The sequence below is a fragment of the Ruegeria sp. HKCCD4884 genome (assembly GCF_013110855.1).
Classification (GTDB): domain Bacteria; phylum Pseudomonadota; class Alphaproteobacteria; order Rhodobacterales; family Rhodobacteraceae; genus Ruegeria.
On sequence record NZ_WVRJ01000014.1, the window covers coordinates 99,270 to 123,420 of the forward strand.

At 56.9% G+C, this 24,151-nt stretch carries 18 protein-coding genes; 14 read left to right on the forward strand and 4 right to left on the reverse strand.

All coding sequences use genetic code 11. The annotated features are described in order from the left end of the window. From GS636_RS18410 to GS636_RS18445, 8 genes are all read left to right on the forward strand, one after another. Window positions 1-486 (forward strand): plastocyanin/azurin family copper-binding protein, encoded by a 486-nt coding sequence (locus GS636_RS18410; protein ID WP_171671451.1) that lies wholly within the window; start codon window positions 1-3, stop codon window positions 484-486. Continuing rightward, window positions 479-1,723 (forward strand): gephyrin-like molybdotransferase Glp, encoded by a 1,245-nt coding sequence (gene glp / locus GS636_RS18415; protein ID WP_171671454.1) that lies wholly within the window; start codon window positions 479-481, stop codon window positions 1,721-1,723. Before GS636_RS18410 ends, glp begins: the two co-directional genes overlap by 8 nt. Continuing rightward, a complete protein-coding gene (locus GS636_RS18420; protein WP_253762882.1) occupies window positions 1,723-2,562 on the forward strand; it encodes a response regulator in 840 nt (279 codons plus the stop codon). Before glp ends, GS636_RS18420 begins: the two co-directional genes overlap by 1 nt. Before the next feature lie 253 nt (window positions 2,563-2,815). Beyond that, window positions 2,816-4,066, forward strand: coding sequence for a sarcosine oxidase subunit beta family protein (locus GS636_RS18425; RefSeq protein WP_171671456.1), 1,251 nt, complete (start codon window positions 2,816-2,818; stop codon window positions 4,064-4,066). Between the two features lie 12 nt (window positions 4,067-4,078). Continuing rightward, entirely contained in the window at window positions 4,079-4,366 is a 288-nt protein-coding gene (locus GS636_RS18430) for a sarcosine oxidase subunit delta (protein ID WP_171671459.1), read from the forward strand. Further along, window positions 4,363-7,317, forward strand: a complete 2,955-nt coding sequence (locus GS636_RS18435) for a sarcosine oxidase subunit alpha family protein (protein ID WP_171671462.1) — start codon at window positions 4,363-4,365, stop codon at window positions 7,315-7,317. Before GS636_RS18430 ends, GS636_RS18435 begins: the two co-directional genes overlap by 4 nt. Continuing rightward, window positions 7,310-7,873, forward strand: a complete 564-nt coding sequence (locus GS636_RS18440; protein WP_171671465.1) for a sarcosine oxidase subunit gamma — start codon at window positions 7,310-7,312, stop codon at window positions 7,871-7,873. Before GS636_RS18435 ends, GS636_RS18440 begins: the two co-directional genes overlap by 8 nt. 593 nt (window positions 7,874-8,466) lie before the next feature. Beyond that, window positions 8,467-10,293, forward strand: coding sequence for a BCCT family transporter (locus GS636_RS18445; protein ID WP_171671467.1), 1,827 nt, complete (start codon window positions 8,467-8,469; stop codon window positions 10,291-10,293). A 140-nt stretch (window positions 10,294-10,433) separates the two neighbouring features. Here GS636_RS18445 and GS636_RS18450 read toward each other — a convergent pair whose 3' ends face one another. From GS636_RS18450 to GS636_RS18465, 4 genes are all read right to left on the reverse strand, one after another. Continuing rightward, window positions 10,434-11,225 carry a xanthine dehydrogenase family protein subunit M gene (locus GS636_RS18450; protein WP_171671471.1) on the reverse strand — a complete coding sequence of 264 codons (792 nt, stop codon included), beginning with the start codon at window positions 11,223-11,225 and terminating at the stop codon, window positions 10,434-10,436. A 93-nt stretch (window positions 11,226-11,318) separates the two neighbouring features. Next, window positions 11,319-13,679: a xanthine dehydrogenase family protein molybdopterin-binding subunit gene (locus tag GS636_RS18455; protein ID WP_171671473.1), complete on the reverse strand. Its 2,361-nt coding sequence runs from the start codon at window positions 13,677-13,679 to the stop codon at window positions 11,319-11,321. Between the two features lie 51 nt (window positions 13,680-13,730). Continuing rightward, entirely contained in the window at window positions 13,731-14,213 is a 483-nt protein-coding gene (locus tag GS636_RS18460; protein WP_171094676.1) for a (2Fe-2S)-binding protein, read from the reverse strand. Between the two features lie 28 nt (window positions 14,214-14,241). Continuing rightward, on the reverse strand, window positions 14,242-14,766 hold the full coding sequence (locus tag GS636_RS18465; RefSeq protein ID WP_171185554.1) for a CoxG family protein: 525 nt from the start codon (window positions 14,764-14,766) through the stop codon (window positions 14,242-14,244). Window positions 14,767-14,996: 230 nt separating this feature from the next. Between GS636_RS18465 and GS636_RS18470 the strand changes: the two genes are divergently transcribed. The 6 genes from GS636_RS18470 (at window position 14,997) to GS636_RS18495 (ending at window position 24,148) form a co-directional block, all read left to right on the forward strand. Next, window positions 14,997-15,680 (forward strand): response regulator transcription factor, encoded by a 684-nt coding sequence (locus GS636_RS18470; protein WP_171671476.1) that lies wholly within the window; start codon window positions 14,997-14,999, stop codon window positions 15,678-15,680. A gap of 44 nt (window positions 15,681-15,724) precedes the next feature. After that, on the forward strand, window positions 15,725-16,894 hold the full coding sequence (locus GS636_RS18475; protein WP_171671478.1) for an FIST N-terminal domain-containing protein: 1,170 nt from the start codon (window positions 15,725-15,727) through the stop codon (window positions 16,892-16,894). A 3-nt stretch (window positions 16,895-16,897) separates the two neighbouring features. Then, complete coding sequence (locus GS636_RS18480; protein WP_171671480.1) at window positions 16,898-19,111, forward strand: PAS-domain containing protein; 2,214 nt, start codon at window positions 16,898-16,900, stop codon at window positions 19,109-19,111. Between the two features lie 96 nt (window positions 19,112-19,207). Then, window positions 19,208-21,385 carry a Tex family protein gene (locus tag GS636_RS18485; protein ID WP_171671482.1) on the forward strand — a complete coding sequence of 726 codons (2,178 nt, stop codon included), beginning with the start codon at window positions 19,208-19,210 and terminating at the stop codon, window positions 21,383-21,385. A gap of 172 nt (window positions 21,386-21,557) precedes the next feature. Beyond that, window positions 21,558-22,955: a bifunctional enoyl-CoA hydratase/phosphate acetyltransferase gene (locus tag GS636_RS18490; protein WP_171671485.1), complete on the forward strand. Its 1,398-nt coding sequence runs from the start codon at window positions 21,558-21,560 to the stop codon at window positions 22,953-22,955. Beyond that, on the forward strand, window positions 22,952-24,148 hold the full coding sequence (locus GS636_RS18495; protein WP_171094690.1) for an acetate/propionate family kinase: 1,197 nt from the start codon (window positions 22,952-22,954) through the stop codon (window positions 24,146-24,148). Before GS636_RS18490 ends, GS636_RS18495 begins: the two co-directional genes overlap by 4 nt. The last annotated feature ends 3 nt before the right edge of the window (window positions 24,149-24,151 follow it).

Genomic DNA, 24,151 nt, shown 5'->3' on the forward strand with positions numbered 1-24,151 from the left:
ATGACACTTTCGCTGAAACCATGTGCAGCGATATTGGCATTGGCATTGGCATTTGCTCCTGTCGCGCAGGCCGAGGATGTTCCCGAGGTTGCCGTTGTGCATCAGATCATCGATTTGAACGCCGATACCCCGGCGCATACCTTTCGGTTTGAGCCGAACCTGTTGCGTGTACCCGCCGGTGCAACCGTGCGTTTCAAGGGGTCGACCGGGCGTCACACGGTAACGTCGATTATCCGAATGATCCCCGTCGGAGCCCGTAGTTTCGAGATCAGGGGCAAGCCCGAGATGGACCTGACCTTCGAGAAAGAGGGCGTCTATGGTATTCGCTGCCGCGTGCATGGCCGACACGGAATGGTGATGCTGCTGGTTGTTGGCGATCCCAACTCGAACCTGGAAGAAGCGCGCGCCTATCTGCCCAAGCTCGGTGAGGCTGAGCAGGCTGGATTTGAAGCGCTGTTCGAACAATTGGAGAACCAAAATGGCTGATGGATGCGCTTGTGACCGCCACGCTCATATGTACCTGTCCGTCGAGCAGGCACTGAATCGCGGCTTGGCCGTCTCTGATCCGTTGACCGACACGGAAACATTACCGTTGATCCAAGCGATCGGACGGGTGCTGGCAGAGGACTGCACCAGCAAGGTCGACATGCCAGCCTTCGATAATTCGGCAATGGACGGCTATGCGGTTCGGACTCATGATCTGGGCGACGATCCGCTGTTCGATTTGCCGGTTGGCGGGCGCATTGCAGCGGGAGACAGCGGTGCGCATTCGGCCCCGCTGGGCAGTGCCTTGCGTATCTTCACCGGTGCGCCGGTTCCAAGCGATTTCGACGCGGTGTTGATGCAGGAAGATTGCGACGTCACAGAGAACGGCATCCGGTTCGCCCGCCGGCCGAAACCGGGGCAGCATATCCGCAGGGTGGGCGAAGATCTGAAGGCAGGCGCCCCGATCCTGCGTCGGGGATGCGAGATTACTGCACGAGAAGCCGCAGCCCTGGCCTCTGCCGGGTATGGTGCGGTGAATGTGGTGCGCAAGCTGAAGGTTACGATCTTTTCAACGGGAAGCGAGTTGAAACAGCCGGGTGACGATCTCGGGCCCGGTCAGATCTACAACTCGAACCGCTATATGCTACGGGCGTTGTTGGACAAGCCCTGGATCGATTTGACCGATAAGGGCCCGGTCGAAGATGACCCGGCCTTGTTGGAGCAGGTTTTGCGTGATGCGTGTGAGACATCTGATCTGATCATCACGACCGGCGGTGTTTCGGTTGGGGATGAAGACCACATGCCACGCTTGTTTGAGGCGATCGGCGGCCGGACCGAAGTGATGAAGGTTGCGATGAAGCCCGGCAAACCGATCATGTTCGGACGGCGCGGGGATGCTCTTTATGTCGGGTTGCCAGGCAATCCAGTGTCGGCCTATGTGACCTGGCAAATTATCGGATCGCAAATGATGGCAAGACGAGCCGGATTGCATCGCGCACCTCAAGTGCCGGAACAAGCGGTTCTGGCGGAACCGCTGCAACGCCGCGCTGGCCGGCAAGAATACCGACCGGTCCAGATCGAAGGCTTTTCGGCAGATGGCGCGCCGCGCCTGCGGCTGATGGCCCCGTCCTATAGCGGGCGGGTCGCGTTGCTGGCGCAGGCCGACGGCTTGGCGGTCATCCCGGCCGAAACCGAAACAATGTCCCCAGGGCAGGGGCTGGGCTTTCTAAGGTTCTGATGTCGCACGTTATGCTGAAAACTGTTACCGCTCGCGGCTTGCACGATCCAAGCGCGCGCGGTTACAACAGGTCTGCGCCAGCCAGTAACGCCCGCCCGGAAACCCTTATGGTCAAAGAACATATTCTTGTTGTTGATGATGATCCACAGATCACCTCGTTCTTGCAGAGGTATCTTGAGAAACAGGGTTGCCAGGTCACATGCGCGGCGGACGGCACTGCAATGGATGCGGTTCTGGCCCATGGGGGCGTGGATCTGATCCTGCTGGATATCGGCTTGCCGGGGCGCAATGGCTTTGACATTACGCGTGAGCTTCGCGTTGAATCCAATATCCCGATTATCGTTTTGTCGGGCCGCGATGACATATTTGATCGGGTTGTCGGCCTGGAATTCGGGGCCGACGATTACATCACCAAACCCTTTGAAGCACGTGAGGTTCTGGCGCGTATCAGAACCGTACTGCGAAGAAGCCGAACTGAAGAGAGCGAAACCTCTGAAAACGGGTCTGAATCTGCGCTAATCACATTCGGTAATTGGGTTTTGAACCCTCATGAACGGACGCTGACCTCCAAAGATAGTGGACAGCAAACGCCCCTGACAACGACTGAGTTTGACGTATTGCAAGCTTTTGTCACAAGCCCGCATATGGTTTTTTCACGCGATCAGTTGCTGGACAAGGCGCGGGGGCGCGAGACCGTAGTCGGCGACCGCACAATTGACGTCCACGTATTACGGCTTCGCAAAAAAATCGAACCCGACCCGACCCAGCCGACATTTATCAAGACGGTTCATGGAATCGGATACTGTTTCGCCGCAAACGTGCGGAAATCCGGAGTTTGAAACGTAAAGCAGGTCAGGCAAACGATCCGCTAAGCGTTATCTGGGGCATGAACGGTTTGGTAGATTTTCAACTCGATAGTTTCCCGCTTCTGAGAAAAACAAAGGGCTTCTTGCATTCACATCTCATCAGAACAGTCACATACTCGTCTGCAATTTGTCGCTCTTGTTAAAGTGCATGACGGAATAAGCACTGACGCGGCCATTCGCCTGCCTCAATATGCGCCGGTGCACAGACAGTTAGGAACACATCCAGATGCGGTATTCGGCTCTCGCTATTTTGCGACAGGTTCTGAATGGTCACAGGGGTTGGGGCCCCGCGTGGCGAGATCCCGAGCCGCAATCAGACTATGATTTCATCGTTATCGGCGGTGGCGGTCACGGTCTGGCAACTGCCTACTATTTGGCGAAAGAGCATGGTGCAGCCAGAATCGCAGTCCTGGAAAAAGGTTGGATCGGTGGTGGTAACGTCGGTCGGAACACAACGATCATCCGGGCCAACTACCTGCTGGACGGCAACCAGCCGTTTTATGAGCTCTCACTCAAGCTATGGGAAAACCTTGAACAGGACCTGAACTATAACGCGATGGTCAGCCAACGCGGTATTCTTAACCTTTGTCACACGGATTCGCAGCGCGACGCTTACCGTCGTCGGGGCAACGCGATGATGTTCACTGACTCCGGCGCCGAACTCCTGGATGCAGAGGGCGTGCGCGCGATGTATCCCTTACTGAATTTTGACAACGCGCGGTTCCCGATCCTTGGCGGCTTGCTGCACCGGCGTGGTGGCACGGCGCGACATGACGGGGTGGCCTGGGGCTATGCACGCGCGGCGGACCAGCGGGGCGTCGACATCATTCAGAACTGTGAAGTCACCGGGTTTCGTATCGAAAACGGCAAAGTTCTGGGGGTTGAAACCACCCGAGGTTACATCGGAGCCAAAAAGGTGGGCGTTGCCGTTGCAGGTTCGTCTGGTCGCGTGATGGGGCAGGCGGGAATGCGTTTGCCTATCGAAAGTCATGTTTTGCAGGCTTTTGTGTCTGAAGGTTTAAAGCCTGTTTTGGACGGTGTAATCACCTATGGGGCCGGGCATTTTTACATCAGCCAGTCCGACAAAGGCGGGCTGGTGTTTGGTGGCGATATCGACGGCTACAACACCTATGCCCAAAGGGGCAATTTGCCGGTGGTAGAGGATGTTGTTGAAGGGGGCATGGCTGTCATGCCGATGATTGGCCGAACGCGCCTGCTTCGGATGTGGGGCGGTGTGATGGACATGTCGATGGACGGATCACCCTTTATCGATCACACGGGCATCGAGGGCCTCTATTTCAATGGGGGTTGGTGCTACGGCGGCTTCAAGGCGACCCCCGCTTCGGGCTTTTGCTTTGCGCATCTGATGGCCACTGATCGCCCGCATGAGGTCGCCACCGGATATCGCCTCGACCGCTTCAAAACCGGTCGGATGATTGACGAAAGAGGCGCAGGCGCGCAACCGAATCTGCACTGAGGAAGCCAGGACATGATTATCAATCACCCATTGCTTGGCCCGCGTGATGCATCCGAGTTCACCTATCTGGGCGACGCCTCGTTGATCGAACGGCCAGATTGGCAGTCAGAAACGGCGCAAGACGAATTTCACGACTATGTCTACCTGCGGGACAACCCTGCGGGCACGCATCGCGAGCTTTGGTTTCATGAACAGGGGGACCGGTCCTGGCTGGTGGTTACCCGCAATACATTGACGCATGAAATCCTGGCAACGGAACTGGCGCGGGACGTTGCCCGCAAGATGGGGCGCGGGAAATGACTCAGAAAAATCGCTTGCAAGGGGGCTTGGTCGACCGCTCGAAAAAGCTGCGTTTTACCTTCGATGGGAAGTCATACGAAGGCTATCAGGGCGACACGCTGGCTTCGGCCCTTCTTGCCAATGACGTGCGGCTGGTTGGTCGTTCCTTCAAGTATCACCGTCCGCGCGGCGTTCTGGCTGCGGGTTCGGAAGAACCCAACGCGCTTGTCGAATTGCGGACGGGCAACAGGCAGGAACCGAACACGCGCGCGACGACGATCGAACTGTTTGATGGGCTTGACGCGAAATCGCAGAACCGCTGGCCCTCATTGGCGTTTGATGCGATGTCGGTCAACGATCGGTTGTCGCCGTTTCTGACGGCAGGGTTTTATTACAAGACCTTTATGTGGCCCAAAGCGTTCTGGGAAAAGCTGTACGAGCCAATGATCCGCAAGGCCGCGGGTTTGGGCAGTCTGTCACAAGAAGACGATCCGGACATCTACGACAAAGGTTACCTGCATTGCGATGTACTTGTGATCGGGGCGGGTCCATCGGGATTGATCGCCGCATTGACGGCAGCCCGGTCCGGGGCACGAGTCATTCTGGCGGACGAAGACAGCCAGATGGGCGGTCGCTTGTTGGCCGACAGTGACCGGTTCGAGGGTGTATCGAATGCCGATTGGGTTGCCCAGACGTTGGGCGAGCTGGCGTCGATGGACAATGTCCGCCTGCTGACACGCACCACTGTGTTTGGTGTGTACGACCATGGCATCTTTGGTGCGCTCGAGCGCGTGTCAGATCACCTCGCGGTGCCCGAAGCGGGCAAGCCGCGGCAGATTCTGTGGCGCGTTTACGCCAAACGTTCGGTATTGTGTGCCGGGGCGACGGAACGGCCCATCGCGTTCGCCAACAATGATCGACCGGGCATCATGCTGGCAGGTGCGATGCGCGAATATGCAAACCGTTGGGCGGTTACACCGGGTCAGCGCGTTGCGATCTTCACCAACAACGACGAAGGCCACTTTGCCGCGCAAGACTTGATCCGCGCAGGGGTAAAAGTTGTCGCTGTGATCGACCCTCGTCATGACGTGCAACGCATTGCCGAGTGTGAATTGCTGGCGGGCGCGCAGGTCACGGATGCGCAGGGTCGTCTAGGGTTGAAAATGATCACCGTGCAATTGTCCGACGGTCAGACCCGACCGATTGAGGTAAGCGGATTGGGTGTGTCGGGTGGGTGGAACCCGAATGTGCAACTGACGTGTCACCAACGCGGTCGTCCGCAATGGTCAGACACGCTTGCAGCTTTCGTGCCGTCGGCAGATCTGCCAACGGGTATGTGTGTTGCAGGGGCCGCGGCGGGTGAGCTTACCAATTCCGGCGCGCTTGCGTCCGGCAAGGATGCGGCGCTTGCTGCCTTGAAAGATTTGGGGATCAAAGCCAAACGGATCGATTTGCCGGAAAGCAAAGACGAAGAATACCAGATATCTCCGCTCTGGCATGTGCCTGGTAAGGGCCGCGCCTGGCTGGATTTTCAGAACGATGTGACAGTCAAGGACGTCAAGCTGGCAGAGCAGGAAGGGTTCCGAAGTGTCGAGCACCTGAAACGCTATACCACGCTGGGTATGGCGACCGATCAGGGCAAGACAGCAAACGTAGGCGCGCTGGCCGTTATGGCCGAGATTACGGGCAAGAGCATACCTGAAACAGGCACCACCATCTTCCGACCGCCGTATTCGCCGGTGTCGATGGGCGCATGGGCAGGACGCTCGGTCGGGAAAGATTTCAAACCCACCCGTCTGACGCCCAGCCACCATTGGGCTGAAGAACAGGGCGCTGTGTTTGTCGAAGTTGGCCCGTGGCTGCGTGCGCAATGGTTCCCCCAGCCAGGTGAAAACCATTGGCGTCAATCGGTGGACCGCGAGGTCTTGTCCGTGCGCAGCAGTGTGGGTGTCTGCGACGTCACCACATTGGGTAAGATCGACGTTCAGGGTGCAGATGCAGCCGCCTTCCTGAACAAGGTCTATTGCAACGGTTTTGCCAAGCTGCCCGTGGGCAAAACCCGCTATGGGCTCATGCTGCGAGAAGACGGCCTTGTCATGGATGACGGCACTGCAGCGCGTCTGGCCGAGGATCACTTTGTGGTCACCACAACCACAGCCAACGCGGTGGGCGTCTATCGTCATATGGAATTTGTACATCAATGCCTGTTCCCGGACATGGACGTGCAGTTGATTTCGGCCACCGACGCCTGGGCGCAGTTTGCCGTTGCCGGCCCGAAATCTCGTGAGCTGTTGCAGCAGGTCGTTGATCGAGATTTTGACATCAGCAACGAGGCCTTTCCCTTCATGGGGTGCGCCGAAATCACCATTGCAGGCGGCATCCCGGCGCGGTTGTTCCGCATCTCGTTCTCGGGTGAGTTGGCTTTTGAACTTGCAGTGCCCACGCGGTATGGCGATGCGTTGATCCGGCACCTGATGGAGCTTGGTCAGCCTTTGGGGGTCACCCCATACGGGATGGAAGCGCTGGGTGTGTTGCGGATCGAAAAAGGTCATGTGACAGGGAATGAGCTCAACGGAACTGTTAGCGCTCATAACTTGGGTATGGGCCGTATGGTTTCGACAAAAAAAGACAGTATCGGCGCACCGCTCAGCGCACGAGAGGCCTTGGTTGACCCTGATGGATTGGCTTTGGTCGGCATCCAACCCGTTGATACCTCAGATACTGTGTTGGCCGGGTCGCATGTCTTTGCGGAAGGCGCGTCACATCTGCCGCAGAACGATCAGGGCTATGTCACTTCGGCCGGCTATTCGCCACACTTGTCCAGCAGCATCGGCCTTGCGTTTGTCCAGCGCGGCGCCGAGCGTCTGGGCGAGACGGTTCAGATCGTGAGCCCGGTGGACAACGTGAACATCCAAGCAACCCTTGTCAGCGCTCACTTCGTTGACCCTGAAGGAGACAGGCTCCGTGCGTGATTTTGTTGCCAAGGCCGCCTTGGGCGGTACCGAACCTCGGAAGGACGTGATTGGAGCGCTGACCTTTCAAGAGCGTGACGACATCGCTTTGGCGTCGATCTCAGCCCGTTTGGGTCAGGAGGAGGCGCTGAAAGCCAAGTTGGCCAGCCTGTGCTCTGTCGCAATCCCCGCGCCTGGATGCAGCGAAGACGGTACAGCCAACAGTTTGCACTGGCTTGGCGCAAATCACTATCTGTGTGAAGAGGCGTTTTCTGGCCCGTTGGTTTTGGCCCGTCGCCTTGCGGATGCACTGGCAGGCATCGCGTCAATCACGGATCAGACGGATGCCTTTGTTCGGATTGATGTGTCCGGACAAGGTGTCGTCGACCTGTTTCAACGCCTTACCGTCCTTGATGTCGAACAGATGTCGGCGGGCGCATTCACCCGCACCGCAATTCATCACGTGGGATGCCTGCTGCGCTGCAATCAGGCGGGGACGACCTTTTCTGTCTATGCACCGCGCAGCTACGCGATCTCGGTTCACCATGCGTTGACAGAAGTAGCAAAGGGCTTATGAGGCTCGGTCACCAAGCGCCTTAGGCTGTTCGGGTCGTACTTAAGCGCGGCACGGTCCGACAAGGAAAACTCTTCGGGGTGGATACGCTGAATGTGCCATGTACCGTTAACTGACCCGCGGCCAGCATATGCTGAACAAGACGCGTCCACCCCGGCGACAGACCGGCCGCTTCAGTCGGTTCCGAACGTCGGTGTGCTCCAATCCCATTTGGTTACGCTAACACTAAGGTGTGTGAATGTGTTGGTCGCTTCGCTCGGCGTAAGCGTCGGTTTTTTGAATGACCTGTTCCCCCCTCGTTTATAGGGTCCTCCAATCGAAACACGCAAAATCTCTTGCAGCTTTAAGTGCTGGTACGGCGGCTTTTTAGTCTGCCTCCAAGAACCGGAAGCATCGCAAGTGGTGAAAAAAGCGGGAGGAACCAACGGTACACCATGCCGGGAGACGTGGTGAAATTACCGTAGCTCAAGCCAAAGTGGGCAGAGCCCGTTCAGGGTATGGTGGGTGCAACAAAGCGTTTTGCTCTGTGCCCCGTCGCCTCTCAGTTCAGTTTCGCACACCAAAAAAAACGGCATATGCAAGGAGGAGCAAGCAACATGTCGATACCTGAACCCTTTACGGACGTTGAAATAGAAACGGCGAATGCCGGTTTCTATGAGAATTACAGCGTCCCGATTGCCCTGCTCAGCAAGGCGATCATGGTCGGCCTGGTTTTGTGGGCCTTGGTTTTCCCTGCCAATGCAAACAGCACTCTGGGCAGTTTGAATGGAAAGCTGCTTGAAATTTTCAACAGTTTCTACGTCATCATTGTAGGCCTGTTTTTCTTTTTCCTCGCCATCGTCGCAATTATTCCGGCAACAGGGCGTCGGATTATGGGAACGCCGGGTGAAAAGCCCGAGTTTTCAAACTTTTCTTGGTTTTCCATGATGTTTGGCGCAGGTCTGGGCGTGGGGCTTATGGTATTTGCCACGGCCGAACCTCTCGGACTATGGGGGTCGAATCCGGTGGTGGTATCCGGCGCGGTTGAAGGCAACTCGCCCGAAGCTCTGCAATCGGCCTACCGCTTCACTTACCTGCACTATGGCTTCCATGCCTGGGCAATCTACGTCGTGACCGGCTTGTCGCTGGCTTATTACGCTTACACCCGTGATATGCCACTGACTATTCGCTCGGCCCTGACCCCGCTGTTCGGTCGCTTCGTCAACGGCTTTTTCGGTCATGTTGTCGATGTTCTGGGCGTTGTTGCTACGATCCTTGGTGTGTCCGTCACCATTGGATACGGCGTCAGCCAATTCATTGACGGTCTGTACGCCATCACTGGTATGGATTGGATCATGGACCTGAGCGGTAAGGTGCCAACCCCCAGCAAAGTGGGTTTGATCACAGGGCTGGTCGTGATTATGACCTTGTCGATCCTGTCTGCTGTGTCGGGCGTTGGACGTGGCGTCAAATACCTGTCAAACCTGAACCTTGTCCTCTCGGTCATCTTGCTGGGTACGTTCATCGTATTTGGCTCGTTCGTTTTCGCCATGACCACCTATGGGTCGGCAATGGTCGATTACATCCTGCACTTCCTGTCGCTTAGCTTTAACGCTTATGGCCCGCTATCGGCGGAAGCCTTTGCAGCAGCTTTGCCTGCCGAAGCGCAGGCTCACGCAAAAGACCTCATGGGTGGTGCGACCAACGCTTGGGGCAGCTTTGACGGCTTCAAAAGTGGCTTGGAAGGCGCTGCCGCGCAGTTGGACGAAGCAACCCTTGAGGCGGCATACGCTGCAGGTGAACAAGGGCGTCAATTTGGTTGGCAGGCCGGTTGGACCACGTTCTACTGGGCCTGGTGGATCGCGTTCTCGCCCTTTGTGGGTCTGTTCCTTGCGCGTATCTCCAAAGGCCGGTCCGTGCGTGAATTTATCTTGGGCTGTGTGTTCGCCCCTGCGCTTGTCTGCTTCGCCTGGATGACTGTTCTGGGCGGCACGGCAATTGACCTTGAACTGGCTGGCGCGGCCGAAGGTGCGATCATTGGCGCTTCGAACACCAACAAACTGTTCGTGACGCTGTCTTACATGATCGACGGTGGGCTCCTGTCCATGCTGAACGTGATGTGCGTGATCCTGATCCTGACCTTTCTGGTCACTTCAGCTGACTCAGGCATTTTGGTGATGAACACCATCATGTCTGGTGGCAGCCAGGAAACCGGCGTCAAGCATCGGATAATCTGGGGCGTGATCCTGACTGCAGTGATCGGTGCGCTTATTCTGGCAGCCGGTGCGAACAACCCACTGGACGCATTGCGCAACGCCATGATCATCGGTGCGCTGCCGTTTACCATGGTGATGGGTCTTATGTGCCTTGCGTTGGGTAAAGCCCTGTTCCGCGACAGCCAGCGTGACAAACACGGATCAGTGAGCACGCAGGCGGCTGAATAGTCACGCCAGTTATCGTCAGATTAGTCAGGCCGTCCAAATGGGCGGCCTGATAGTTTGTTAGAACGAAGGTGATAAGTTTTTAGCCTGGCATGAAAAAAGCCCCGGCAGAACCGGGGCCTTTCGGGTTTAGGTGTAAAGACTTACATGCAAGCTTCGACTGCGCGTTTAGTCATCACAGATACAAGATGCGCGCGATACGTTTTGCTACCATGCAAGTCCGAGATCATGTTGGCTGGGTTGACCCGAAGATCCATCAACGCGTCCGGGCGGAATTCCTTACCTAATGCGTCTTCGGCCTCGGACCAACGGAACACGCCATCCTCACTTGCGCCAGTGACAGCCACCCGCACGCCGTCGGCAAAACGGGCAAGGTAAACGCCGACCAGCGCGAAGCGTGAAGCGGGTTGCAGGAACTTTTGATAGCTTGCAGCCTGCGGCACGGGGAACCGGATCGAGGTTATGATTTCACCTTCTTCAAGTGCGGTGCTGAACATGCCCTCAAAGAACGCATCCGCCGCGATCTGACGTGTGTTGGTCACAATGGTTGCCGCAGACCCAAGAACCCCGGCCGGATAACAGGCCGCCGGATCGTTGTTGGCCACCGACCCACCGACGGTACCGCGGTTACGCACCGCAGGATCACCGATCTGCCCGGCCAACGCCGCAAGCGCGGGATAAGTCCCCGCGGCCTCGCGCGCCACAGTGGCGTGTGTCGTTGCACCACCGATCGAGACAGACCCGTCATCTTCAACGCAGACGCCCTGCATTTCGGCAATGCCACTCATCGAAACCAGCTTGGACGGTGCGGCAAGCCGCTGCTTCAGCGTCGGGATCAGGGTCTGCCCACCTCCCAACGCTTGCGCGTCCTCAGCCCCCAACGCAGCCACGGCGTCGGCAATGGTCGAGGGTTTTTCAAACTCGAAATTGTACATTTCGTTTTCCTTTCCGAAAGGCGCTCTTTGGCCTTCATCTTTTTGGAAATACTCCGGGGAGCGCGAGGGGCTGGCCCCTCGCACCCCAACACCTCAGCTGTTCATCGCCGACCAGACGCGAGACGGGCTCATTGGCATATCGATGTGATCCACCGCCTTGCCGCCCGAGTTCAACGCATCCAGTACCGCATTGACCACCGCAGGTGGTGAGCCAATTGCACCAGCTTCACCGCAACCCTTCACCCCAAGTGGATTGTGCGTGCAGGGTGTCTGGCTGGAATGGTCGACACCATAAAACGGTACATCATCCGCGCGTGGCATCGCATAATCCATATAGGACGCACTTAGCAGTTGGCCGTTCTCATCATAGGCGCAATTCTCAAGCAGGGCCTGACCGATACCCTGGCCAATGCCTCCATGCACCTGACCGTCAACAATCATCGGGTTGATGATGTTGCCGAAATCATCGGCCGCCGTGAACTTTTCAATGCTGACCTGACCCGTGTCCGGGTCGACCTCAACCTCACAGGCATAAGCACCAGCCGGGAAGGTGAAATTGGCCGGATCATAGAAGGCAGTTTCTTCCAGTCCTGGTTCGACTTCCAGCGGGAAGTTATGCGGGACGTACGCTGTCAGGGTCACGTCACCCCAGGCCACTGACTTGTCGGTGCCTGCCACACTGAATTGACCGTCTTTCAGCTCGATATCGGCCTCGGACGCTTCCAACAGGTGTGCGGCGATCTTTTTGGCTTTTTCGATCACCTTCTCAGTTGCCTTGACCATAGCCGAGCCGCAGACAGCCAACGAACGAGAACCATATGTGCCCATGCCAAACGGAATCTTCGACGTGTCGCCATGTACGATTTCGACCATCGATTCATCGATGCCGATCATGTCTGCTACAACCTGCGGGAAGGCGGTCTCGTGCCCTTGTCCGTGGCTGTGTGCCCCTACCATGACGCTGATTGAACCGGTAGCGTTCACGCGAACAGTGGCTGCATCATAAAGACCCGCGCGGGCCCCGAGCATCCCAACAATGTTGGATGGCGCAATGCCACAGGCTTCGATGTAGCAGTTGATGCCCAAGCCCCGCAGTTTGCCGTTGGCTTCGCTTTGCGAGCGACGCGCGGCAAAGCCTGCCAGATCAGCAGCGGCCTCAAGCTTGTCCATCGTCCCGTTATAGTCCCCGGTGTCATAGGTCAGCGCCACCGGTGTGTCATAGGGGAACTGAGTGACAAAGTTCTGACGACGCAGCGCTATCGGGTCGACGCCCAACTCGCGCGCCGCCTTATCCACTACGCGCTCCAACTGGAACGTCGCTTCGGGGCGACCTGCACCACGATAGGCATCCACGGGCACTGTGTTGGTGAACATTGCTTTCACATTCACCTGAATGACCGGCGTCTTGTAGTTGCCCGCCATCAGCGTCCCATGCAACCAGGTTGGAACCGAACTGGAGAAAGTCGACAGATACGCACCCAAATTGGCAAAGGTGTTGGTACGCAGACCGATGAAATTGTTATCTGCATCCAGCGCCAGTTCGATAGTGCTGACATGGTCACGGCCATGGGCATCCGACATGAACGCTTCGGACCGGCTGGAGGTCCATTTGACCGGACGACCACAGGCCTTGGCAGCAAAGGTGCAGAACGCTTCTTCCGCATAATGGAAGATCTTCGTACCAAAACCACCGCCCACATCAGGGGCCACAACGCGTACCTTATGCTCGGGCAGGCCCAGAACAAAAGCGCACATCAACAAACGGATCACATGCGGGTTTTGCGACGTGGTATAGAGCGTATACTCGTCCGTTCCACGCTTGTATTCACCAACGGCGACGCGCGGTTCCATCGGGTTCGCGACCAGACGGTTGTTGACCAGATCCAGCGTCGTCACATGCGCGGCATTGGCAAAGACTTCATCGACCTTGGCGTCGTCAGTTTCACCCAACTGCCAATCGTAACAGATGTTGTTCTTCAGATCGTCATGAACCAGCGTTGCGCCATCCTGCGCTGCAGCCTTCATGTCGATCACAGCGGGCAGTTCTTCGATGTCCAGATCGATAACTTCGGCAGCGTCACGCGCCTGTTCAAGGCTGTCGGCCACAACTGCGGCAATCGGATCGCCCACATGGCGCACTTTGCCTTGTGCCAGAATGGGGTGCGGAGGCTCTTGCATGGGTGCGCCGTGCTTGTCGGTCACCTCCCAGCCGCAGGGCATCCCGCCCACGCCTTCGAAATCCTTGCCGGTGAATACCTTTACCACACCGGGCATGGCTGCGGCGGCAGAGGTGTCTATTGATTTGATCCGACCATGCGCAATGTCGGACCGCAGAAAATGTACATAGGCCTGACCATGTACGTTGATATCGTCGGTATAGTTACCTGCTCCGGTCAGAAAGCGTACGTCCTCACGCCGCTTGGAACTGGCTCCGATGCCATTGTCTTTGGGCATTGCTTGTTCTCCTCCCTGGAAAAGAATTTTCGTCGAAAACTCTTGCCCGCCTCACTCGGCGGCGATGCTGGAAACGTCCTGACCGGATGCGGCCATGATCGCTTTGACAATGTTGTGGTAGCCGGTGCAGCGGCACAGGTTGCCTTCCAGATATTTCCGGATTTCAGCCTCGGTGGGACGCGGGTTGTCCTTCAACAGCGCGGCAGCGCTCATTACCATCCCCGGCGTGCAGAACCCGCATTGAAGTCCATGATGGTCCTGAAACGCCTGCTGGATCACGTTCAACGACCCATCCGCATTGGCCTGACCTTCGATCGTTCCTACGTCGGCCCCGTCGGCTTCAGCCGCAAGCATGTTGCAAGACTTCACAGCCTCGCCGTTCACATGCACCACGCAGGCACCGCATTGCGCGGTGTCGCAACCCACGTGGGTGCCTGTCAAAGACAGATGCTCGCGCAGAAAACCGGACAGCAAAGTCCGCCCTTCGACGTCTCCGCTTACGGCTTTGCCGTTCACGGTCATTGAAATCTTCATGAATTTCTCCTCCCTGAATTCTTATGGTTCAATCGCCCAATACGCGTTTGAACCAGCCTTTCTTTTCTTCCTTTTCCTCACCGCCATCCGAAGTTTCCGCCTCGGGCTCTGGTTGAGGTTCGACAGCGTTCTGAAAGTTCTCAAAAAACTGATCAGCCAGTTTTCTGGCAACGCCGTCGATGACCCGTCCTCCCAACTGGGCCAGCTTTCCGCCAACACGCGCGTCGACGTTGTATGTCAGCAAAGTACCTTCGGGGGCGTCTGCCAGATTGACCTCTGCAGACCCTTTGGCGAACCCTGCTGCTCCGCCCTTACCTTCACCCGAGAGCTTCACGCTTTCAAGCGCCACGAGATCAGAAAGGGTAACGGCCCCTTTGAAGGTCGCTTTGACAGGCCCCACCTTCTGCACGACTGTCGCTTCGAAACCTTCTTCTACCGAGCCAGTCATTTCCTGACACCCCGGCACACATTCCTTCAGAACGTCTGCCGACAAGAGCGCATCCCAGACCTTGGATCGTGGCGCGGCTATGACGCGACTGTCACTGAGTTCCATTAAACGTCTCCGAACATTTTCTGTTACGCTACGCGGCGTTGGCTGCCCTGCCTATAAGACCTTGGGCGTAGTCACCGCCGTGCGCGGGGGCAATGTTAACCACTCTGACGCCCCATTGCGCCGCAGGCAACGCATTTGTCATCTACGACCTTCGCCCAGTAGGGGTGGTTTTCATTGAGTGTTAGGATTGTTTAGGCTGGAGCCAACCCGATTACAAAAGGCGATACCAAATGCTTGCCGATTCCGCCCGCCGGGCAGATTTCAAGAACGTACTGATTGTTGATGACCATCCCCTGTTCTGCGACGCGCTTTCGATGACGTTGCAAACTGTTGCGCAGATCGGCGACATCCACACAGCAGACAGGCTGGAAGGGGCCATGGACCTACTGGCGCAGGGATTGAAACCGGATGCCGTCATGCTGGACCTTAACCTGCCGGACGTGGATGGGCTGGACGGGCTGGTCCGCCTGAAAGCGGCCGCGAGTGTTCCGGTTATTGTCGTATCTTCGCTGACGGACAGCCGCGTCGTCAGTCAGGTAATACAGGCCGGGGCGTCCGGCTACGTGCCCAAGCACAGTCAACGTGACGTATTTCGTACCGCAATCGAGACGGTGCAATCCGGTAATATCTTTGTACCTGAAGGCTGCGTACTGATCGAAACGGAAGACGACGATGAACACAGAGATGCGGTCAACCGTTTGGCAACGCTGACAAATCAGCAATCGCGTATTCTGCAACTGATCTGCGAAGGTAAGCTGAACAAACAAATTGCCTATGATCTTTCAATTGCTGAGACCACAGTAAAGGCGCATGTGACTGCAATTATGCGGAAACTGGGCGTGCAAAGCCGCACGCAAGCGGTTTTGATTGCCAAGAAAGCGTCTTTTGCCAGTGTCTTGCAAGAGCAGGGCTAAGCGTCATAGTCTCGCCCCATCGTCGCTTTGAGGGAGGAGGCACGATGGACCAAGCTTTCGGGTGGGCAGAGGCCCCGGCCCGTGCGCCAGGCATCGTCAAAACGGCTTTCGTCCAATACGACAGCGCTCAGGCAATCAAAACGCTTGAACGTAACCTGGGTGTCGGGCCTTTTGCGCTTGTCATTCTTTTCGTGAGCTCAAATGCGGATGCGTCTGCCGTCATATCAGAGGCTGAGGAGGTTTTTGCTCCAACACCCGTCGTGGGTTGCACCACCGCCGGAGAGCTAGCCGATGATGGCTATAGTGAAGGCAAGATCGTCGCAATTGCCATGCCAAAGAGCCACTTTGAAACCCGCACCGTCCTAGTCCCCGACCTGGACGATTTCGATGCAGAGAACATCATCAACAAGATGATCAACAACCGTCATTCCATGATGGAGTCCTCGCCCGACTGGCCACATGAGTTCACATTCCTGATGATTGATGGATTGTCGACCAAAGAAGATGCACTGACTTCTGAACTTGCAGTTGGCTTGGGGCCTGTCCCACTGTTTGGTGGTTCAGCTGGCGATGGCACGCGGTTTGGCCAAACTTATGTGCTGCACGAGGGCCGCGCGCGAAGCAATGCTGCTATTCTGGCCCAGGTCCGCACGCGTTGCCCGATCAGGGTGTTCAAAACCGATCACCTTGTGCCAGCCCAGCGGCGTATGGTGGTGACCAAGGCTGATCCGGGCAAGCGGATTGTGCAAGAGATCAACGCAGAGCCGGCCGCCCGAGAATATGCACGCATACTGGGCAAAGACCCAGAGCAACTGACAACCTTTACATTTGCCGCCCATCCTGTGGTCGTCCAAATCGGTGGGCAGCACCATGTGCGCGCGATTCAGCAAGTGGCGGGTAATGGGGATTTGGTGTTTTTCTCGGCCATCGATGAAGGCCTCGTTCTGACACTGGCAGAGCCACGGGACATGGTTGAACATCTGGAGGAGGAAATCGGGGCGCTGTCTGAAAGGCAACAACCCGACACGATTCTGGGCTGCGACTGTATCCTGCGCCGATTGGAGGCGCAGGAAAAACAGAAAACGCGGGACATCTCGGATATTCTGGCGCGCAATCATGTGTTTGGGTTCTCGACCTACGGTGAACAATACAATTCGATCCACGTGAACCAGACCCTTACAGGTGTTGCGATCTATCCGCCCGAGAAAGAGTAACCCATGATCGAGCATCTTACGGATCCCACGGACTCCTTGGAGCGTCAGAATGAGAAGCTCCGCAAAATCGTCGAGGCGTTGATGCGGCGCGTTGAAGAGTCCACCGATGCATCTGGGGCCGCTTATGCGCAGTTCCAACGTGCGGCAGTTCTGGAACAAGAGGTCCGCGCCCGAACGGATGATCTTGAGCGTGCGCTTGAGCTGTTGAACGACTCCAACGCGAGGTTGGCACAAGCCAACAAGGAAACCGAAGCCGCGCGGGCCGACCTCGCCAATGCAATCGAAACGGTGCAGGAAGGGTTTGCCCTGTTCAATCGGGATGAGCAACTGGTGCTTTGCAATAGCCGTTTCGGGTCGCACATGCCTGACATTCAAAAATGGCTGAACCCGGGGCTCGGTTTTGCTGACTATGTCCAGCTGTTAAGCCAGTCCAAATTCTTGTCATTGCCGGAAGGGGTAACCCCAGATGATTGGGGTCAAGCCCGTCTGGACCGGCACAGCGAAGATCATGTGGTCTTCAACGTCCGGCTGGTTGGCAATCGCTGGGTGCAGGTGTCCGAACACCGCACCCCGGATGGTGGAACTGTGATCCTGCAAACCGATGTGACCGACATTATGCGCATCGAACGGCAGGAGAGGGATCGGATTCTGGATGACAAGGCCCGGCTAATCCGGGCAACCTTGGAACACATCGAACAGGGCGTTTGTATTTTTGACAACAAACACCGCCTGATCGGTTGGAACAATCGTGCGAGCGAGTTGCTGGCCATTCCAATGACCCAGTTTCAGATGGGAACACGTTTTGACACGCTGTCTCAACGCCTTAGCGCGAATATTTCCTTTCAAAAGGGAATAAATGAACAGGATTTGCTGAATTGGGTTCGCCGAAGAACCTCACGACGCCCGTTGCAGTTTCAAATGCATCGGGGTCGTTCCAAAATCCTGTCTGTTTTTGCTCAGGAAATGCCGGATCGAGGGTTCGTGATCTCATTCACCGACGTGACGGCGGAACGAAAATCAGCCGAGGCGCTTTATGAGGCAAAGGAACTGCTGGAACAGCGCGTGGCATCGCGCACGATGGAGCTGGCGGATGCGCTAAACGAGGCCGAACGAGCAAACGCATCAAAATCGCGATTTGTGGCCGCCGCCAGCCACGATTTGCTGCAACCTTTGTCGGCTGCAAAACTATACGTCGCTTCACTGGGCAGTGGATTGAACCAAGTGGATGCTCAGACGGTTGCCGCAAAAGCAGAGAGCGCCTTGAACAGCGTGGAACACATTCTCGAGGCTTTGCTGGACATCTCGAAGCTGGATTCGGGACGGGCACGTGTACATTTGTCGCCGGTTTCACTAGGGCAGATGTTTTCTCAAATCGAAGATGCATTTCGCCCGATTGCGCAGGCCAAAGGTTTGGATTTGCGTTTTGTGGACACAAGCGCCGTTGTGACCAGCGATGCCAGCTATCTGCGACGCATCCTGCAAAACCTGTTGTCGAATGCGATCCGTTATACTGAAACGGGAAAGGTTCTGGTCGGTGTCAGGCGGCGCAAGAAAACTGTGTCTCTTGAAGTTTGGGATACCGGTATTGGGATCGCGCCTGATCACAGAGACACCGTTTTTCAGGAGTTCCGGCGTTTACACTCAGATGCCAGCGCCGCGGAAGGTATGGGTTTGGGTCTTGCGATCGTCGAACGGGCCTGCGGTCTGTTGCACCACCCGATCAACTTGCGGTCAGAGGTAGGTAAGGGCACCGGTTTTTCGGTTGAAACCCCTCTGGCAAAGACAAAACCGGCGGGGGCCCGCGTTCCATCTGCACGTCAAACACCAAATCCCAGTTTGCCTTGCAACACCGTCACCTTGCTGATTGAAAACGACGAGAACTTGCGCAGTGCCTTGCGCATGACCATTGAGGCCTGGGGCGTTGAGGTTCTGGAAGCCGAAAGTGGCGAGGGTGCAGTCCAACTTTTGCACGAAATAGGCATCCTGCCCGATGTCATTGTCGCAGACTATCAGTTGAACAACGATGAAACCGGAATCGATGCTGTAAACGCTTTGGTCCGTGCGTTTGGCCCGCTACCGGGGTGCATCATCTCGGCCAACAGGTCCCCGGATATTGTCGATTACTGCGCGCAGGCTGACCTTCCATTGCTTTACAAGCCCATTGACGCGCAATTGCTGAAGGCGACTTTGGAAGCTTCGGTTTTGCCACGCGAGTAACCGCCCGAATTATTGCGATCTTGAAAGGTCTGGGGTCTTTCACTTGTTGAAACGGGTGGTTAAGAAACCCTTCCACCGTCCTTTCAGGAGGCCCCCTTGGACCGTATCGCCCACACAATTGCTACCGAGATCAACGCCCGTTCCGAACAGGTCGGGGCCGCGATTAAACTGCTGGACGATGGCGCTACCGTGCCGTTTGTCGCCCGTTACCGGAAAGAAGTCACCGGCGGGTTGGACGATACGCAATTGCGCTTACTTTCTGATCGGCTGACCTATCTGCGCGAACTTGAGGCGCGGCGCGAAACCATCCTGAACTCGATCCGAGATCAGGGGAAGCTGACTGAGGATCTGAGCAAATCCATCGCGCGGGCCGAGACCAAAGCGCAATTGGAAGACATCTACCTGCCGTACAAACCCAAGCGGCGCACCAAGGCGATGATTGCGCGCGAAAACGGGCTGGAGCCGTTGGCGGATGCTATTCTGGCCGACCGCAATGCAGAGCCCGAGATGCTTGCCGAGGCATATCTTTCCGAGGCCGTGCCGACCCAACGCGACGCGTTGAACGGAGCTCGGGATATTCTGACCGAGCGATTGACGGAAAACGCTGGCCTGTTGGGGGAACTGCGGGCCTTCATGCAGCGCGAAGCCATGCTGAGTGCCAAGGTTATCGACGGTAAGGAAAAGGAAGGCGCGAAATTCAGCGATTACTTCGACCACTCCGAGCTTTGGGCCGATGTACCGTCGCATCGGGCGTTGGCGATGCTGCGCGCGTCAAAAGAGGGGATTGTCACACTGGACATCGCTCCGGAACCGGAATTCGGCGCGGCGCGTGCCGAAACAATTGTCGCCGCACATCTGCAGACGCGCGGCAAGGGGCCGGGGGATGCATGGCTGCGTAAGGTCGCCGGTTGGACATGGCGGGTCAAGCTTTCGCTATCCATGATGGTCGAGCTTATGGGGGATCTGCGCAGTCGCGCGCAGGACGAGGCTATTCAGGTCTTTTCGCGCAATCTCAAGGATTTGCTCTTTGCCGCTCCGGCGGGGGCCAAGGCGACTTTGGGCCTTGATCCGGGTATTCGTACGGGTGTGAAGGCAGCCGTTGTTGATGCAACTGGGAAAGTGGTGGCCACCGATACGCTTTATCCGTTTCAGCCAAAGAACGATCTGCGCGGGGCGCAGGCGGCCATTCTCAACCTGATCTCGACCCACCAGATCGAACTGATCGCCATCGGGAACGGGACTGCCAGCCGCGAGACCGAGCGACTGGTCGCAGACACACTTTCCCTGCTGCCGAAGACGGTGAAAGCGCCGACAAAGGTGGTGGTGTCCGAGGCCGGGGCTTCGGTCTATTCCGCTTCGGAACTGGCTGCGCGCGAGTTTCCGGATCTGGATGTTTCGCTGCGCGGGGCCGTTTCCATCGCACGGCGGTTGCAGGACCCATTGGCGGAGCTGGTCAAAATCGAGCCCAAATCCATCGGCGTTGGGCAATATCAGCACGACGTAGATCAACACCGGCTTTCCCAGTCACTGGATTCCGCGATTGAAGATGTGGTGAACGCGGTTGGGGTCGATCTGAATACCGCCTCTGCCCCTTTGTTGTCGCGTGTTTCTGGTCTCGGGACTGCTCAGGCCGAAGCCATCGTCACCCATCGTGATCTGAATGGACCATTTCAATCTCGCAAGAATCTGTTGTCCGTTGCACGGCTGGGCCCGCGTGCATTTGAACAATGCGCCGGATTCCTGCGTATCCGGGACGGTGCGGAACCGCTGGATGCGTCCTCGGTTCATCCCGAGGCATATGACGTCGCCCGACGCGTTGTCGCGGCTTGTGGGCGCGATATCCGACGCATCATGGGTCACGATGGCGCTTTGAAGGGGTTGCGGGCCGAGCAGTTCGTAACTGAAGAATTCGGTCTGCCGACAGTTCGGGATATCTTTGCCGAGCTGGAAAAACCCGGGCGCGATCCCCGCCCAAGTTTCGTCACCGCCTCCTTTGCCGATGGCGTTGAAGAGATAACTGACCTGAAGCCCGGAATGGTATTGGAAGGCACCGTGACAAACGTGGCAGCGTTTGGCGCATTTGTGGATGTGGGAGTACATCAGGATGGGTTGGTTCATGTCAGCCAGTTGGCGGACCGCTTTGTCAAAGACCCGCATGAGGTCGTTAAAACCGGGCAGGTTGTAAAGGTCCGGGTTGTTGAGGTGGATGTGCCCAGAAAACGGATCGGTTTGACGATGCGAAAACAGGGCGGCGGTGGAAAGAGGCGCGCCTGATCAGCAATGTGCTCAGTTTCCGGGCGCGACGACACGAAGCCGTTGCATACCGGACATAATGTATCGACCAACACGGGCGGCCATATTGATTTGTTTTCATTGAGTGCTGAACTGAGTATCAGCAAGAGAGTTCACTGCGCCGCCCCAAGTGCCGAAACAGAAACGAAATTTCATGCAGTATCACAACAAACCCTATGACAAGCTTCAGGTCGGCGATACTGCCGAGCTGGTTCGCACCTGCTCGGTCGACGATTTTTATGTCTTCGCCAACAATTCCGGCAACCACAATCCGCTGCATCTGGCCAGTGAAGATGGTGACGGCGACCATATCAACGAAGCGGTTGCGCCTGCCATGTTCGTGGGGGCTTTGATCTCGGCTGTTTTGGGGAACGTGCTGCCGGGGGCCGGGACGCTCTACAAATCGCAGAGCTTTGACTTTGTTGAACGGGCACATGCTGGGGATGAACTGGTCTCGAAAGTCACGGTTGTTGAAAAGCGGCCAAACCGCGAAGTTGTCTTTGATACAATCGTGTCACGCCCGTCCGATGGTGCCGTAATAGTCAGTGGGCAGGCTGTCGTGGTCGCGCCGGACAAAGAGCTGGTGTTTGCAGAACTGGAATTGCCCGGGCTTGTGGTCAAACGCCATCGCCATTTTGACGAGATGCTGGAAAAGGTCCGCCCGCTTCCCCCCATGCCTACGGCCATCGTAGCCCCGGAAGAGCCGAATTCCCTGGGTGGGGCGTTGCTGGCGGCGCATGAAACAATCATTACCCCCATTTTGATCGGAGACCCGGACAAAATTCACGCTGCCGCCGCTGAAATCGAGGCTTCACTGGACGGGTTTGAGATTGTGCCAGAGCGCATTCATTTCAGTGCGGCCAACACTGCAGTCGATCTTGTGGCTGCGGGTCGCGCAAAAGCCTTGATGAAAGGGCACTTGCATACGGACGAGTTGTTAAAAGCTGCACTAAGGCGTGAAAATGGCCTACGCACGGGTCGCCGTTTCACCCATGTCTTTGTCATGGACGTGCCCGGACAGCCCAGACCGCTTTTGGTGACGGATGCGGCGATCAACATCGAACCGGATCTGGAAACCAAGATTGATATTGTCCAAAACGCTATCGATCTGGCCCGGTCGCTGGGGATTGAGAATCCCAGAGCGGGTATTCTGTCGGCCATCGAAACCGTCAACCCGGCGATCCGTTCCTCGGTGGATGCGGCCTTGCTGTCGAAAATGGCAGAACGCGGTCAGATCACAGATGGGTTGGTTGATGGCCCCCTTGCCATGGACAATGCCGTCAGCCTCGCCGCTGCGCGATCTAAAGGAATAGTCTCGGACGTTGCGGGCAAAACAGATATTCTAGTGGTGCCCAATCTGGATGCCGGAAACATGATGGCCAAGCAACTGACCTATATCGCCAATGCCGAAGGGGCAGGGGTGGTGATGGGGGCCAAAGCGCCCATCATTCTGACCAGCCGGGCGGATGACGACAAGGCGCGGCTGGCATCCTGCGCAGTAGCCGCCCTGCACGATGCATTTACAATGCCGCAAACCGGAGCACACGCATGACGCATGTCGTGACACTGAACGCTGGATCGTCTTCGATGAAATTTGGTCTGTTCGAGTTGACCAATGACGATCCGATTATGGTTTGCACCGGAGCGGTTGAACGGATTGGCGAGGGCGATCCGCTGGTTAAGGCGAAATCTTCAGATGGTAGTGTTCTTGCAACCGGCACTGCGGGCGAAATCCATGATCACGCTGCGGCCCTGGATTGGGTGCTGAATCTGCTGGCGCGTTCATTTCCAAACAGTGAGGTGACTGCATTTGGGCATCGTGTTGTCCACGGTGGGCCGAATATCGACGCGCCGCTGCCGCTGACCGAAGCTGCCATAGAAGCGCTGGACAAGCTGTCTCCGTTCGCACCCTTGCACCAACCGCACAATCTGGCCGGAGCGAAGGCAGCGATGGAACGTTTTCCTGATGCCGTTCAGATCGCCTGTTTCGACACAGCTTTTCACCGCAATCACCCGTGGGAGAATGACGTCTTTGCCCTACCGCGTGAGTACTACGACAAGGGCGTCCGCCGCTATGGCTTTCACGGGCTGAGCTATGAGTACATCTCGGATCATATGGCAAAGACAGCACCGCTTTTGCATGAAGGGCGAGTGGTCGTTGCCCATCTGGGCAACGGTGCATCTATGTGTGCAATGATCGGGGGCCGATCTGTCGGTTCGACCATGGGGTTTTCGGCTTTGGATGGGCTGCCGATGGGCTCGCGTTGTGGCCAGCTTGATCCCGGTGTGGTGCTGTACCTGATGGATCAGGAAGGGTTAAGCGCCGACGAAATCTCCGACCTTCTGTTCCGGAAATCGGGGTTGCTGGGCCTTTCGGGGCTATCGAATGATATGCGCACCTTGGAAAAGGCAGACACGCCCGAAAGCCGTCAAGCGATCAGCTATTTCACATTCCGTATTCGGCGGGAACTTGGGGCCATGGCGGCCATTTTGGGCGGTATCGATGCCTTGGTGTTCACCGGAGGGATCGGAGAGAACTCTCGCCTGGTACGTGACCGGGTGTGTTCCGGAATGGGGTGGCTGGGGATCGAGCTGAACCCGGATGCGAATGCGGATAACGACCTGATCATCTCAACCGATCTGTCCCGGGTTGTGGTCATGGCGATCCCGACGAATGAAGAACTGATGATTGCCCGCGCTGCAGCGGACCTGTTGGCTCGCCGTCCGCATCTGAAAACCGCTTAGCGG

Coding starts and splice junctions, on each gene's coding strand:
- GS636_RS18410 (WP_171671451.1), top strand. CDS start 1: ATGACACTTTCGCTGAAACCATGTGCAGCGATATTGGCATTGGCATTG.
- glp (WP_171671454.1), top strand. CDS start 479: ATGGCTGATGGATGCGCTTGTGACCGCCACGCTCATATGTACCTGTCC.
- GS636_RS18420 (WP_253762882.1), top strand. CDS start 1,723: ATGTCGCACGTTATGCTGAAAACTGTTACCGCTCGCGGCTTGCACGAT.
- GS636_RS18425 (WP_171671456.1), top strand. CDS start 2,816: ATGCGGTATTCGGCTCTCGCTATTTTGCGACAGGTTCTGAATGGTCAC.
- GS636_RS18430 (WP_171671459.1), top strand. CDS start 4,079: ATGATTATCAATCACCCATTGCTTGGCCCGCGTGATGCATCCGAGTTC.
- GS636_RS18435 (WP_171671462.1), top strand. CDS start 4,363: ATGACTCAGAAAAATCGCTTGCAAGGGGGCTTGGTCGACCGCTCGAAA.
- GS636_RS18445 (WP_171671467.1), top strand. CDS start 8,467: ATGTCGATACCTGAACCCTTTACGGACGTTGAAATAGAAACGGCGAAT.
- GS636_RS18450 (WP_171671471.1), bottom strand. CDS start 11,225: ATGTACAATTTCGAGTTTGAAAAACCCTCGACCATTGCCGACGCCGTG.
- GS636_RS18455 (WP_171671473.1), bottom strand. CDS start 13,679: ATGCCCAAAGACAATGGCATCGGAGCCAGTTCCAAGCGGCGTGAGGAC.
- GS636_RS18460 (WP_171094676.1), bottom strand. CDS start 14,213: ATGAAGATTTCAATGACCGTGAACGGCAAAGCCGTAAGCGGAGACGTC.
- GS636_RS18465 (WP_171185554.1), bottom strand. CDS start 14,766: ATGGAACTCAGTGACAGTCGCGTCATAGCCGCGCCACGATCCAAGGTC.
- GS636_RS18470 (WP_171671476.1), top strand. CDS start 14,997: ATGCTTGCCGATTCCGCCCGCCGGGCAGATTTCAAGAACGTACTGATT.
- GS636_RS18475 (WP_171671478.1), top strand. CDS start 15,725: ATGGACCAAGCTTTCGGGTGGGCAGAGGCCCCGGCCCGTGCGCCAGGC.
- GS636_RS18480 (WP_171671480.1), top strand. CDS start 16,898: ATGATCGAGCATCTTACGGATCCCACGGACTCCTTGGAGCGTCAGAAT.
- GS636_RS18490 (WP_171671485.1), top strand. CDS start 21,558: ATGCAGTATCACAACAAACCCTATGACAAGCTTCAGGTCGGCGATACT.
- GS636_RS18495 (WP_171094690.1), top strand. CDS start 22,952: ATGACGCATGTCGTGACACTGAACGCTGGATCGTCTTCGATGAAATTT.